Annotated in this window: 10 protein-coding genes and 1 pseudogene; all 11 read right to left on the bottom strand. The window is 39.6% G+C overall.

The window, feature by feature from the left end; all coding sequences use genetic code 11:
- Nucleotides 1–31 precede the first annotated feature (31 nt).
- Nucleotides 32–916: an RsiV family protein gene (locus AB3I72_RS05445; RefSeq protein ID WP_002383197.1), complete on the bottom strand. Its 885-nt coding sequence runs from the start codon at nucleotides 914–916 to the stop codon at nucleotides 32–34.
- Nucleotides 917–940: 24 nt separating this feature from the next.
- Nucleotides 941–1,438 carry an RNA polymerase sigma factor gene (locus tag AB3I72_RS05440; protein WP_002354845.1) on the bottom strand — a complete coding sequence of 166 codons (498 nt, stop codon included), beginning with the start codon at nucleotides 1,436–1,438 and terminating at the stop codon, nucleotides 941–943.
- 289 nt (nucleotides 1,439–1,727) lie between these two features.
- Nucleotides 1,728–3,209, bottom strand: a pseudogene (locus tag AB3I72_RS05435) (helix-turn-helix domain-containing protein).
- Nucleotides 3,184–3,669, bottom strand: a complete 486-nt coding sequence (locus AB3I72_RS05430) for a hypothetical protein (protein ID WP_002354843.1) — start codon at nucleotides 3,667–3,669, stop codon at nucleotides 3,184–3,186. The pseudogene AB3I72_RS05435 and the gene AB3I72_RS05430 overlap by 26 nt, the downstream one beginning before the upstream one ends.
- 101 nt (nucleotides 3,670–3,770) lie before the next feature.
- On the bottom strand, nucleotides 3,771–4,853 hold the full coding sequence (locus tag AB3I72_RS05425; protein WP_002372747.1) for a DUF916 and DUF3324 domain-containing protein: 1,083 nt from the start codon (nucleotides 4,851–4,853) through the stop codon (nucleotides 3,771–3,773).
- Between the two features lie 106 nt (nucleotides 4,854–4,959).
- A complete protein-coding gene (locus tag AB3I72_RS05420; protein WP_002383195.1) occupies nucleotides 4,960–5,718 on the bottom strand; it encodes a WxL domain-containing protein in 759 nt (252 codons plus the stop codon).
- Nucleotides 5,719–6,519 carry a WxL domain-containing protein gene (locus AB3I72_RS05415; protein WP_368023671.1) on the bottom strand — a complete coding sequence of 267 codons (801 nt, stop codon included), beginning with the start codon at nucleotides 6,517–6,519 and terminating at the stop codon, nucleotides 5,719–5,721.
- Between the two features lie 4 nt (nucleotides 6,520–6,523).
- Nucleotides 6,524–7,258, bottom strand: coding sequence for a WxL domain-containing protein (locus AB3I72_RS05410; protein WP_002365407.1), 735 nt, complete (start codon nucleotides 7,256–7,258; stop codon nucleotides 6,524–6,526).
- A complete protein-coding gene (locus AB3I72_RS05405; protein ID WP_010713699.1) occupies nucleotides 7,215–7,604 on the bottom strand; it encodes an LPXTG cell wall anchor domain-containing protein in 390 nt (129 codons plus the stop codon). The genes AB3I72_RS05410 and AB3I72_RS05405 overlap by 44 nt, the downstream gene beginning before the upstream one ends.
- Before the next feature lie 19 nt (nucleotides 7,605–7,623).
- Nucleotides 7,624–12,483 carry a hypothetical protein gene (locus AB3I72_RS05400; RefSeq protein ID WP_368023670.1) on the bottom strand — a complete coding sequence of 1,620 codons (4,860 nt, stop codon included), beginning with the start codon at nucleotides 12,481–12,483 and terminating at the stop codon, nucleotides 7,624–7,626.
- 367 nt (nucleotides 12,484–12,850) lie between these two features.
- Nucleotides 12,851–13,864, bottom strand: coding sequence for an alpha/beta hydrolase (locus AB3I72_RS05395; RefSeq protein WP_368023669.1), 1,014 nt, complete (start codon nucleotides 13,862–13,864; stop codon nucleotides 12,851–12,853).
- Between the last annotated feature and the right edge of the window lie 25 nt (nucleotides 13,865–13,889).

Here is a 13,889-nt window from a genome sequence, read left to right as displayed (position 1 = left end):
TTTAAGAAATGTCGCGTGTTTTTTGCTGAGTTTATTTAAAATAATTAGGCGCTGCCAATTCATTCTCAATGACTTGATTAGGGATCACAAATTCAGGGGTGCCCATATAGTAAGGCGCAATTTCTCCTTGAGGAAACACAATCACTAATTGGTGTTTTTCATTGATATAGAAAGGTTGGTCCTTTTTAATTTTTTTGAAGGGTTGAACATCACTGGGGGCATCCTCTTTTTCGGACCAGTATATTTTATTGCTATCGTTCTTCATTTGGTCTGCTATTTGTTGTTTAATTTCACTACTAATGACATCAATGTAAAAATCATTTTTAAAAATTAAGGGGAGTGAAACGACAACATTGGCTCGTTTGTCGATGGTGTCATATTTCGTTGTCGTCGCAGAGCTGCCTTTAATTTCTGTGAAGGTTCGTTTGACCACTAGGAAGCGACGGTCGTCCACGACTTTTTCATAATCTCCAGTGACTGAAACACGAGAACCATCAAACAATTGCCCTTTGACTTGTTGAAATTCTGTTTGGGCTTCTTTCAAGTATTTTTTGTTGAGCGTGTCAGCTACTGAAGATTCTTGGGATGTTTGGATTTTAGGGACATCGATGTTTACTTCACTTTCCTGTTTTTTCGCTGTCAACGTTTTGATGGTGACTAATTGAACAATTTTATCTAACACAGGGATGTTGCGGGCTGCTTCACTAAAACCTGGAAACAAATTGACTGATAAGACAAAGCCACAAGCTACTACTAGACTACTTTGCAGTGAGCGGTTTCTAAAACGAAGCCAGGTGTACCGCTTTTTCTCTTTATGAAAACGCGCTTTGACTTCCGCTTGTAGATCCGTTGGCAACGGTTGTTGGCGGTATTCTTTTGAAAAGTTTTTAACAACGCTTTTTACAAAATCTTCCATTATTTTTTCGCTTCCTTTCTTTTACTAATTCAATAGACTTCGGAGTTCATTCAAACTGCGGTACATCTTCGTTTTAATCGTATTTTCGTTAATATCCAGGATCAAGGCGATTTCTTTTAGCGTAAATCCTTCAAAAAATTTTAATAGAATAATTTCACGATTGGGACTATCTAATTGATTAATAATTTCTTCAATTTCTAAAAAACTGCGTTGGGGATTATTTAAAAGGGCTAACACATGTTCATCTTTTTCAATATGAACAGCTTCTCGTTTCTTTTTACGCCAATAATCTGTCGCTACAGAAAGCAGAATTCGAAAGAACCACGCTTCAAAATCCTTAATATCGGGTCCTTTTTGGATGGCCTTCAGTGCCTTTTCAAAGCTTTCTTGAATCACATCCAAGGCATCTTCTTTCGAATGTGTATAGTTAAAGGCAATGCGATACATTTTTTCATACTTGGTATCTACAAGCGTTTCTAACGCGCGAATTTGTTTTTTTCTTTTCCAACCATCGAAAACCATCGATTTCTGGAACCTCCTTTCCTGTACACTTATATAGACGAATCACAAGCATAAAAAGTTTCAACTTTTTTATTATTTTTAATTTTTATATTCTAAAAGAAAAAGCGTGGTACAAAAATCACTTTGGATTTTTGCTTCACGCTCAAAATCTGATAAACGGCGGGAACAGAACCAGCTCCTTCGGAAATAAGCCGAAATTGTTGAGAATCACGAAGAACGTAGTGATTCGATGATGAACAATACCTACTTGGTCTCCAAAAATTAAAGAACAATTTCCGGAAATTTCTTCTTATTTCTCGGAGCTAAGCGGTGCTGTCCCGACCTTGTTTTCTTCTCCCGAGTGCGGTCTTAGTGCACTCAGCGTTTTAATAAAATGCGACCAATCAACAGGACGTGGTGGTGCTAGCCAAATAATTTGGGTAATCTCAGGCCAATCGACAAAATGAATATCCGATAAAATTAATTGTACACTTTCATCTACATGTGCTTTGAAAATGATATTCCATTCCGTAATTTTTTCAATATTTTTTTGTATCATACGATTATAGGCTTCACCAAAGGAAAAGTCGACACACAATGTAATCGGAGCCAAAACTTTTTTCAATGGTAACGCATCCACCATTAACAACAGATACCGATAAAATAAAAACTGTCTGGCATCCCAAACAACGGGATTCGTTTTTTGTTCTTGAATAAATTGTCGACTAGCAGAAAAATACTCTGTATACGTTTCTGCAAAGTAGGTTATATCCATTTTGCGATAACTATAGTTTGCTTCTATTGGAAAATGGAACAATTTAAAATGAACGATTGTTACTTTTTGTTCAAAACCTCGCAGGACTTCCTCGGAAAGCTGAAATTGTAATTTTAAATAACTTAACAAGTCACGATTCAATTGTTGAATTTCTGCAAATCTTTGGCAAAGTGCTGCTGAAGCTACTTGAAGCCACTCTTCAGCAATTAAAAATAAGAGTAAATAATTGCCTTAGTTTGTTCGTTGTGGTTCTGGGATTTGAAGACTCTCTAACCAATTGAAAACATTCTGCTGATTGTCACCGGCTAATTGTTTTAACACCTGCGAATCTACTTTTTTCTCTACATAAAATTGTTGCTGCGTTCGTACCAAAGAAACCGCCAAAAAATGAAAACATTTAGCTTGTGCATAGCCCGCACGCTGATTAAGATGAACCTTCTCAGAAAAAAATAGCTCAAAGTTCCGAATCTGCTCTAAAACTTTTTTACCGTACAACGAAAAATCACGTTGGTATAATTGTAAAAAAACCAGTGTTGTTACTTCGCGTAAATTGGTTTCATTTCCCACTAAGTGAAATTCTTTATTAATTGTAATTTGGTAATTTTCCAGCATTTTCTTTAATTCCTTGAACTCCTTATAAGCCAATGTGTGACTAACAAAGTGTTCTAAAGCAAACTCATTCACAGAATCAAAACGCTGAAAAAAGAAATCTTGAAACATAGCAAAACGTAACGACTCTTTAATATAGCAATCAATCAAAGTAGCGGAAGTTTCCGTTCCTGATTCATTAAGAGTTAAGAAAATACCATCGCTCACAATTTGAAAATCCTCTGATAAACCAAATTCAATAAAATCGGCATTTAATTCAGCGACCGTTTTGTTCACGATAAATTCAGATAATTCTAACTCCTGCATTACGGTTTCTTTTGACTCTGTTAACATCGGTGCATTTTCCAGTAACTGAAATAAGGCGATTTTTCTTTTATCCACTTTATTTAAAAACATCATCAATATCATAGACTTCTCTCACATCCATTTTTTTCCCATACAATCCATTTCCTGAAAGAAAGTACCCAACCGCTGCTAAATAGCTTTCAGATTCTTCATCGCCGCCTGCACCAAGTCCGTTAGGAAAGACAAAATCTTTATTCACTTGTAGGGGATGAGCCGTTGTTTCTTTTGTTTGTTTCTTTTTTTCTTTTGACATTGCCGGTTTCTCCACAGGTTTGTCTTTTTTCTTGGGTGAAGGCTTTTTTTCTTCAGAAGGAACCGTTGTTTTTTGATCTTCCGGAGGGGTTGGCGCAGGTTGTTCCGGTTCTGACTTTTCCTGAGGGGTGATTGATTCTGGTTTTGGTTGAATTTCTTCCGTTGGTTCTAAGGGATTATAAATAGGTGTCGCCAATGTTTGAATTGGTTCTATTTCGACAGCCGTAAAAATTAGCAAAGAACTAAATAAAAAAAGATACTTTTTTCTCATGGCTTCTCACTCTCTCTACCTCTACTTTATGGGAAGCAATTCCTTGTAAAAGTACCTTTACTTTTACAAGGAAAACCCTTTTTGTCAATAGATAGCTCTTTTTATTGCTCAGATTGTTGTTCTTCCTCTTTTTTCTTTTTACGATACAAGAAGAAAATCAATAAGAGCAGCGCTAGAATGATGAATGCAATCAGTAGATACAACCACCAATTGGTTCCTTTAATGGTTACGTCTTTTTCATTTAATTCTTTAGCAACGTCCCCAGAAATAGTAAATTCTTTTGTAAATTCCCATTTGTACAGGTACCGTTCTTCACCATTGGCACCTTTAACTTGATAGGTGCCCTTTTCATCTTTTACACCATAGGCCGTTGATTTCAAGACATATTTCCCTGGCGTTAATCGTTCCCCTTTTAAAGAAATTGGGTAACTAAAGTTAGAGTTTGGCGCCACTTGCATATCCTCAGTATCGGATTGGTAAAGCGTTTCGCCTCCTTTTGAAACAGTGTTGATTAAATGTAATTGGTTTAAATAGGCCGCTTGTGGGTTTTGTAAAGAAACATTGATGACGTTTCGCGCGTTGACTTGGCCTGGTTTAACCCCCAGTAATTTTAAATCTGGTTGAACCTTTGTCTCATTTTGCTGAAGAATAATGGCCACAACATAGGAGTATTCATTATTAATAGCTAACCCTTTTGATTGATCCGCAGAAGTCGTGGTTTCTTTCTTTTTCTCTTTGAGTGTTATGCCGCCAGCCATCACGCCATCAAAAGAATCTTTAGGCATCGTGATGGTTAAAGGTAAGGTCTTTTGGGAATGTTTCGGCAAGATGATTTCTTTCGGTGCTTCCACATAATCTTTTAAGTTAAAGCGTAAAGTTTTGTCAGGTTTGATCCCGTTTTGGCCATATTCTACTACGCCATTTAAATTCGTTGTCGCTGAGTTCACTGTATTTTCAATGGTAATGTCTTCATCTGTATCATTACGTAACTGTATTTCTACGGTTTGTTTGGCACCAGGCGCCATTTTTAAGTCAAAGTAGGTTTTTGATTTATCCACTTGATTTTCGGGAATTGTTGGTGTGACCGCAAAATTAAATTCAGAAGCGTGCGCCTCCACGCCAATCCAGCCAAATAACATACAAGCGATTACCGTTGCATATACTTTCCATCTGTTCATATTCATTCTCCTATGTCTGTCATTCTTTGTTGTATTATAAGCACCAAAAGACCGAAAGATAAGCCAAAAAATTTTTGACTTATATCCCGATCTTGCGTGTATGCTGTCGTTCTTAGTTTCCTGTGTTAGCAGGTGTATCTGTCAAAGTCCAAGTAAAAGTTGTCGTGTATTTTTTCGCATATTTTGTGGTTGAACCAGGTACTTCTAATGAAATACTTGTTTTAGCGGCATCTACACTATCGCCCCAGCTCATTAAGTACGTACCCGCACCTTCTTTATCGCCAGCAGCCATGACCACTGATTCAGCCCCAGTTGGGTTTAATTCAATCGTAGCTGGCGCTGTCGTTGGTTTTGCAGATTGTGAAGCTGAAACCACGCGTCCGTTGCTTAAAGTTACTTTAGCCGCTGTTAGTTCTTGGTTGGCTTCAGTTTTGAATTGACCATTTTGTTTTACTTTTAACGTCCAACCTGTCTCAGTCCCACGATTATCTGAGACTTGAACAAAGTTTGGGCCTTCTTGGTCGGCACCAGCGTTATCTTTGTATTTTTGTGTTTCTGCATAGTAGGTCATATTTTTTGAGGTAATCGTTTGTTCCCCAAAAGATAAACTAGATGCATAGTCAATGGATAACGGACCTGCTGTCCCTGGCTTAGGCCCTGTCGGATCAGTTGGATCAACTGGCGTAATTGGTTTATCCGGATCTGGATTCGTCGGATCAACTGGATTCGTTGGGTTCGTATTTGGTGCAAATTGAATCGCTCCGTTTGTTTGGTATTCACCACCGTCGACTGCTAATGCACTCATTGGTACAAGTGCTAGTGCGCCTAAAGTTGTGGTTGCCATCAATGTCATTACTTTTGTCTTTTTCATTTATTTCCCTCCATTATTTACTGGTACATCTGAAAGTAGCCAAGTCAATGTTGTTTTATATTGTACTGCATCCTTAGGGGTTTTCCCGGGAACAGTTAGTGAGATTGCCCGTGTGATTGTGGCATTTACTTGCTGTCCTTGTTGATTTTTTTCGGTCACTTTTTCTGCTTGCCCCCACAGCGTGATCCACGTTCCGGCGCCGGTCTTTTCTGTGGCTTGCATGACAACAGTTTCTGCGCCTGCAGCATCCAATTGAATGTTTGCGGTAGCAGTTGGCGGCAATACGTCCGTCGCATTTGAGCGCACACTGGGCTCAGCAAAGGCGACGGTGGCGCCTGTTAATTCTTTGTGTAATGTTTCTGCATTACGAAATTGACCATTTTGTTTCACTTTTAAAACCCAGCCAGCATTGGTTCCCCGTAAATCACTTACTTGCACATAATTAGCAGTTGCCAATTCACTTGCTGAACCATCTGGATTTTTATAGGTTTGCGCTCTGGCAAAATACGTTTGATCCTTATTCGATATCTCATTACTCCCAAAATCCAAACTTGAGGCATAATCGATGGAAAGCGGCCCAGGGGTACCTGGATTAGGTCCATCAGGATTCGTTGGATCGACTGGTCGAACTGGTTTTTCTGGATCAGGATTTTCTGGATTTACTGGATCCGTCCCATCTGTGCTTGGGGTAAAAACAATCGACTGTTCGCTATCAAAAACGACCGTCGCCGCTTCAGCAGGAACAGTGGCGCCAAGCAACATTGTTCCGAATAACAAGGAGTAGACGACTGTTTTTTTCATTTACTTAGCCTCCAACATTCGTTGGTACAGATTTCAATGTCCATGTTAAGGTCGTACGATATTCTTTTGCTAATTTAATCGCTTTACCTGGGACATTTAATTTCACGGCAGTAGCACCTTCTGTCGCATCTTTCCCAAAACGATAGACCCAAGTCCCCATTCCTTTGCCATCTTCTGCTTTGACTAATTCTACTTCTGTTCCAGGAACAAAGGTATGTGCTGCTGTTGGTGTTGGCGCGTATGCGGCATCAACAATCGATGTCACACCTGCATTGGCAATCGATAAAGCGGCCCCAACTAATTCTTCATTTTGGGCTGTTTTGAATTGCCCATTTTGTACAGCGCTTAACGTCCAGCCTTCTTGTGTCCCACGTTTATCCGTTACCTGAACATAGTTTGGACCTGTTGTTCCATCTTTAAATGTTTGAATTTGTGCGTAATAATCTTTCGTGTCGGAAGTGATTTTTTGGGCGCCAAATTGAAAGCTTGAAGCATAGTCAATTGATAAGGGGCCTGCAGTCCCTGGTTTTGGTCCAGTTGGGTCAGTTGGATCTTCTGGTTCAACTTTTTCATCTGGATTGGTTGGATTAACTGGCTTCGTTGGATCTGTATCTGGTTCAAATGTAATGGCGCCATTACTTGTATAGTTCACGTTAATGTCTTCCGCAAATGCTTGTTGTGTCGCTAGGACACCGCTAAATCCTACAATCCCTACTACTGCTAATACTGTTTTTTTCATCTTCTTTTCTCCTTTTAATAAATAATATGCCTATAGTGATAAGGCTGATTCCCAAATAAATAAATGGTCCTTGATTGGTGGTACCTGTCGCTGGTAATCTTCCTTGTCGCGACCCATATACGCCAGAAGAAAGGACAGATGAAGCGCCTCCGTCAGCTGGCTTGGTGGGTTCGGTCGTTGTGGAAGAATTACTAGTCGCTGTTGTCGACTCTTCTGTGGGATATTCATACGTTCCATAAAAGGAGACAACACCACTATTTTCATAAGCTGCTTCCCCAAACGCAGTGTCTGAATGACAGAAGCTGAAAAGACCTAAAAAACAACTAAGCAAAAGGTATTTTTTCATCTCACTTCTCTCCTCCTTGTTATGGTGCCATGACTAATGACCATGACAATGTCCCTTTGAATTCGCCAACTTTTTGTTTCTCGACTGGCACAGATAGTTTAAGTCCCCGTTGGTTTGCCGCACCCCAACCTTGGTTAATTGTATAACTACCTGAACCGGAGCCTTCATTTTCTGTAACAACCGTATCTCCTTTATTGAGTAAAAATTCTCCTTTGTCTGTAACCAATGACAAATCTTCCAATTGATCTGTGCCGTTCGTTAAGGGATTCGTTACCTGAACATTCAGTTTCCAAGGCGTACTTTCTGTCCCACGTGTGTCTTGAACGACTAAATCATCTGAAAGAGTTGGCCAGTAAACTTCTGGCTTGGCAGAAATTTTTTGTTTGCCAAAATCAATTGTTTTAGGTACTTTTTCTAACGTTAATTCACCTGAAATAGACACATTGATTTTTTTATTTAACGTTTCACCAGCTTCTGTAAATTGATAATTGGCTGGCACTGTTTTGGCTAATTCTTCTGGTTTCGCTTGCTGAATGGCTTGGAAGGTTGCGGCATCAAGACTTGGTGTTTGATTGGCCCGACCATCTGCGAAAATCACCGTTGCTTGTGTCCATTGTGCCAACTCGTCTGAATTCGTTAAGCCATTTGCTTCTTTTAATTTCAAATGCGCACTTGTCGCATACAAGGCAAACGAACGATCTTTGGCAAGGACACTTTCATTTTTCACAACAACTAAATGAACCGTTTTGTTTTGCAAATTATCTCCTGACGTCCCTGCTTCTAATTGAATATCATGTGTCCGCGATACAGTTTTTTCTGCTAACGGCGCTTGGATTTGTGGTAAATCCGTCTCTTTTAATGAGGTTTTGAAAAACGGCCGACCTTTTGCGCCAAGCATTTCTATTACTTTATCGACAGTCGTTAGTTGCGCTGCCTCGTCCTCTGTGACAATCACCGATTGCCCTGAAAGTTCCACTTTATTTGAAAATTGAACTTTCACCTGATAACTGTAGTTCGTATTTGTTGCTTTCCATGAAAGCGGGGTGGTATCTTTCTGCTCTGGAATTTGCTCTATCGTGCTCCCAACTTCACTAGATTTAACCGTTCCTTGGTGCAACCAAGAACCTGTTACTTCGTCAGGAAGGAAGCTTAGGGTTGGTGTTAAAGTACTTGAGGTCGGAATCATCAAACGTCCTTTTTGAACTTTTTGTCCAGCTACTTCGGTGCCCCACGCTTGTAAGGTTAACGGCGCATTGCCAGCTTTGACCTCTTTTACATCATGAGAAATAGTACCTGCACCTGCCACAATTCCAGGGTTTTCCACTTCATAATCGATGATAGAGCCAGGAATTGCTATCCCATAGCCATTGGCACCCTTGGTCACATCGTTATCGCCAATAAATGTTTTTCCAGTCGCTTTTTCAATCCCATGAAACGTTGTTGGCGTAAGTTTTGTAGCATTATTGACCGTTGGATTAATCGTTAAGACCTGATAGGCTTTGACATTTCCAAACCAAGTCCCTGTGCTATCCACCAAAGCAGTTGTATCTGTCGTTGGTTTAATCCATAAAAGTTCATCTTTTGTTGGATCGACGGCTTCAAAATCCGCAATGTTTACCTTACCTGTACCAGGAATTGTTTCTAATGTTGCATGATCCTGAACCGTTAGTTTGCTAGCTGAAATTAAATTGGCTGTGTTGGTGATCCCAATTCCAGCGTTTTTAGATAGATGAATTGATCCGAATTCATTGTAAGTCGTACTGTGGTTCGCGGCAGTAGCAGAAACGCCATTTTTGATGTTCCCACCATTAGCCATTAATTTAATGCCATTGGTGACATTCAATTCCGTAAAGTTGACAACGCCTAAGCCTGTCGCATTTAGTGGTTCTGTTTGATAGTTATTGGTGCCGTCAACGTTAGTCCCAAAGTTAAAGACCACTTTATTTGAACTAGCATTCACAATTGCATTAGTAAAATTATCTGTTGATGAACCACCGGATAAACCGTTAATACTAACTGCACCTTGAACATTTGCGGTAACATCACGTAAAATTTTTCCGCCACTGATATTGGAATACTGTGTTGCATATAAATTTCCAATACTAGAACCCGCTGCTTGAATATTCATTGTAATCTTGCCGTTCTTGGTATACGCAGCATTGGTTCCACCATCACCGTAAATGCTGGCCCCATTTAGAGATTCCACACCTGTTTTAGTGAAAATATTTAAAGTAATTGTGTTTGATTCATCCGTTCCTAGTGTCGTATTTTGACCATAGGGCCGACCACCAGTAATGTAGGTATTACCAGGCAACTTAAACTCTCCGTTGTAGTTTCTTAAATCAATTAAGAGTTTGGCATTTCCAAGAAGTGAGCCCGCATTGGTAATACCACCTGAAAAACCGTTCGCGCCTGTCCGAGGAGTTCCTGAGAAATTTCCTCCGTAGATGCGATTGTCTGAATTACCAGTAATTGTATGGCCACCGCTTGCTCCATAAGAAGCGCCCATCGAAGCATTAATTACTCCTTCATAAACCGTTACGCCGACATTCCCAACATTTTTGGCATCATTCCAGCCACCGCCTGAAAGAAACCAATCGACTTGGCCATTATTAACAATTGTTTGACCGTTTCCATAAACTCGAGCTGCTTGATAGCCTGTTCCTTCTAATGTGTCAGCAATCCCGCCATTCAATGTGTTAGAAGTATTGCCTTCAACAACACCTGAAAAAGAGCCACCATATGTCCAGCGAGCAATGGTATTATTTAAAACAGTCTTAGTATCTCCTTTTATATAGATATCCCAAGTATCATTACTAGCAGGATAGCCGCCGCCACCAACAATATCCCAACCTGAATTATACCCACGACTTTTATTGGTCGTTGAATAATCTAAGCTTGTCGGTTTTGCGCCTGAATAAGCCATACCATCGCCACCTAAAGACCCATCACCATTCGCTGTTCCCACTTCAATTGTTGTATTTCCTTCAATATAGCCGCCGCGACCAGCTGCAGTTGAATAAATTGCACCATTATTAAACGAACCGCTGACTAATTTAGAAGAAATATTTCCGAAAACTTTAAAAGCTGCTGCCGATTTGGCTAATTCTGCTCTTTGCTGTGGTGTATAAGCATCATACGTTGCTTCATTTGAGGCCCCAATTTGACTCTTGTTAAATTTTGAAACATTGTTACCAGCACCGCCGTTAAAATCATTAATACCACCAGCGGTATTCGTTCCTGCTGTAACCACATTCGTAATATTTCCGATGATCGTTCCAGAATATTGGTTGCCTCCTTCAAAATCTGCACGACCCGCACTATACAACTGTGTATTTAAATTTGTAGTAATTCCATCAGTCGCACGATTCGTTCCTATATCGCCGCGGGAAGAGCCACCAATAAAACGTTGTCCCGCTGTATACCAACGGCCATATCCAGAAATATCGTTTGTTACTTTTCCACCAATATTTCCGTATTGAACACCGCCATAATACGTACTTAGTTGGAAACCTGTAGCAGCATTCGTAATTGCAACCTTTGTTGAGACGTTACCAGTAACATTCGCTGTGTTGGTTGCGTTGGTTCCATAACCGCCCCCATAAATTGAAGCAATTCTGCCACCAGAATCATTGACAACCAATGAAGTATTCCCAGTCACTGTCCCAATATTGGCGCCCCCACTTAATGTATTTAGTCCGCTCCGTGTATTGTTAATAACAATCGTAGGATTTCCAGCTAAATTACCACCATTTTGGTTTCCGCCATAGAAATTCCATGTCCCTGTACCTGTACTATTTACTGTTAAAGTTGGGTTTCCTGAAACATCTCCTGTATCCGTTCCACCGTATACGGTCAGACCGTTTCCACTAGAGCCGCCATTCAAGTTCAAACTGTAACCATTTAAATACATATTCGTACCTGTATAGTTTAGATTTCTCAAAGTGATGTTTGAGCCAAAAAAGATATTTTGATTAAATCCTAACGTCTTAGAACCCGTTGGCGCCGTTTGATCCATACTAATCGGATCTGCGCTGTTTCCAGTAATCACTAAATGATTGACCTTGCCTTGCAAGGCGTAAAAAGTCATATTACTTGCCGTAACGGTGTCAGGAATCACTTTAGCGGTGGTCGCCGCACTCGTCGTAATATTGTTTCCTATATAAAGAGTGAAATCGCCATTGTTTCCCTGTTGATACAAATCAAACAAGGCTTCTTTCAAGCCAGCCTCTGTCGATGCATATTCTTTGTACGCTGCTCCATCTCCTGCTGGACTTGGCACAACAATCACTTTTGTTTTATCTGCAGGAGCAATTGTGTCCGCAATGGACTGATCAACTGAGATAGCTCTGGCCATGCGTGTCAGTTTCTGTTTAAAGACAGCCGTAAGTTGTGTATCTTCTGAAAACTCTAATTGAAGAAGTTCTTCATTTGTATATGTTTTTCCTTGATAAGACCAGCCAACGAAAGTCGCATTTTCCTCATTATTCGCCCATTTTGGTAATTCTTCTGTCCGAAGTGGCTGATTTTTTTCTTTTACCACTTGATAACTTTTGGCATCATTTAGAAACAAAGCTTGATCCGTTGTTTCAAAGGTCAAGGTGATTTGCTTCTGCTCTTCGCTTGGTTTTGTTTCTGTGGAAGAGGTGGTTACTTTTTCTGTGATAGCACTAGATTCCGTCATTGATGACTGTTCTGCAGAATGTGCGCTGCTTTCTTTTGTTGCTTCACTTGTACTGGTTTCTGCTGTTTTTGGCTGTGTCTGCGTACGTTCCGTTTGTTGCTCCTCTTCAATCGCCCACGCTGAAACAGATAAAAACGGTTGTACAAGTAAACAAGTTGCCAATAAAACAGCGATTTTCTTTTTCATTAACTTCATCACTCCTCCCTCGAAGTAAACTTTCCACAACCAACCTATGGCTCAAGTATACGAAGTTTTCTTCTGATTTTTTTAAAGATATTTTCTTAATTTCAAAAAAAAAATTTATTTTTTAATTTTCTTTTTGTTAACTAAACGAATTTTTTGCTATTTTCTGTAAGATAAAATGTTAATTTGTTCACAAAAATAACAAAAACGTTGTTTTTTAACATTAAAATTAACAAACGAGTTCGTAGTATAGCACGGATTTTTTCTCATGTAAACATCATTAAATAAACATTTTTGTTTAATTTATACATATTTCCCAGCTAAAAAAATGACAAAAATAAATAAACAGAGGCCTTAGAAATATTTCTAAGGCCTCTGTTTATTTATACGTATTCACAAACTGGACTGTTTCTTGGTAACATTGTTTAGCTTCTTTTGTTTGATAGTCGAATTGATATTCGTGGGTGATCGTTGCTTTCTTATCTTTGAAAAAGAGAGCTGAAACTGGAACATTTAAAGTTTTTAACCGCTGAACCAAGGCTAGTCCTTGCTCTTGGAATGAAAAACTATTGCCATCTGTTAGATACGTCGGGGGAAATTCTTTGGTGACTTTATCCACTAAACTCACTTCTTGCAATTCTGCACTCGTCTGCCAGTCTTTAGTGCCGAGCAAGGACCAAGCCACTGTTTTAACGAAAAATTTCATAAAACGATTATCACTTTGTTGGTTGGCCATTTGTTTCAAATCCACCGGACCACAATACGAGAGTGTGCCTTTTAAATGGTTAGCTGGCAACGCTGCAGTCATACCTAATTCTTTGGCATAGTTGGTATTGGTTTGAACTGTTGCATATTGTAGAGCAATCTGGGCACCCGCACTGTCCCCGCCAATAAAAAGCTTAGATAAATCTAACATGGGATACGCTTGTTTCTTTTCTAATAAAAATTGAACAAGTTCATTGACCTGCTGGAGCTGGCTTGGATAAGGTGCGTCTGGTGCTAATTCATAATTCATTGAAATAAAGGCAACTGAGGAATCAGCCACTAAACGTGTCGCAAACTCTTTCATCCCAGACTTATCTCCTCCCACATAGCCACCACCATGGACCCATAAAACGACTGGTACCGCTTGATTTGACGCTTGGGGATAATACAAATCAAAGGTATTCTTTTTTCTTGAAGAAGGGTATGTTTGATTTTCTTGCAATTGGACATTGGGCAATGCTTTATCATAGGAAGCTGAATCTTTTATTTCAACTTCGCCTGCGAATAACTGGTTGATGACCCAAGCGCCCGGCTTAGGAGATAATTGAAAGGCGAGAAACACGCCTAAGCAAATAACCACAAGGATTCCTAACAACCAAAGGATAAAACGTACGATTTTTCTTTTCACTCTATTCACCTGCTTTAATTTGTAG

It is taken from the genome of Enterococcus sp. GC34 (genome assembly GCF_040886645.1).
In the GTDB taxonomy this organism is placed as follows: Bacteria; Bacillota; Bacilli; order Lactobacillales; family Enterococcaceae; genus Enterococcus; species Enterococcus faecalis.
This window is presented reverse-complemented; position numbering and strand designations above follow the sequence as displayed.

Excerpts from the sequence above, each read along its gene's own strand:
- AB3I72_RS05415 (WP_368023671.1), bottom strand. The coding sequence starts at position 6,519 with ATGAAAAAAACAGTCGTCTACTCCTTGTTATTCGGAACAATGTTGCTT.
- AB3I72_RS05445 (WP_002383197.1), bottom strand. The coding sequence starts at position 916 with ATGGAAGATTTTGTAAAAAGCGTTGTTAAAAACTTTTCAAAAGAATAC.
- AB3I72_RS05405 (WP_010713699.1), bottom strand. The coding sequence starts at position 7,604 with ATGAAAAAATACCTTTTGCTTAGTTGTTTTTTAGGTCTTTTCAGCTTC.
- AB3I72_RS05425 (WP_002372747.1), bottom strand. The coding sequence starts at position 4,853 with ATGAATATGAACAGATGGAAAGTATATGCAACGGTAATCGCTTGTATG.
- AB3I72_RS05420 (WP_002383195.1), bottom strand. The coding sequence starts at position 5,718 with ATGAAAAAGACAAAAGTAATGACATTGATGGCAACCACAACTTTAGGC.
- AB3I72_RS05440 (WP_002354845.1), bottom strand. The coding sequence starts at position 1,438 with ATGGTTTTCGATGGTTGGAAAAGAAAAAAACAAATTCGCGCGTTAGAA.
- AB3I72_RS05400 (WP_368023670.1), bottom strand. The coding sequence starts at position 12,483 with ATGAAGTTAATGAAAAAGAAAATCGCTGTTTTATTGGCAACTTGTTTA.
- AB3I72_RS05410 (WP_002365407.1), bottom strand. The coding sequence starts at position 7,258 with ATGAAAAAAACAGTATTAGCAGTAGTAGGGATTGTAGGATTTAGCGGT.
- AB3I72_RS05430 (WP_002354843.1), bottom strand. The coding sequence starts at position 3,669 with ATGAGAAAAAAGTATCTTTTTTTATTTAGTTCTTTGCTAATTTTTACG.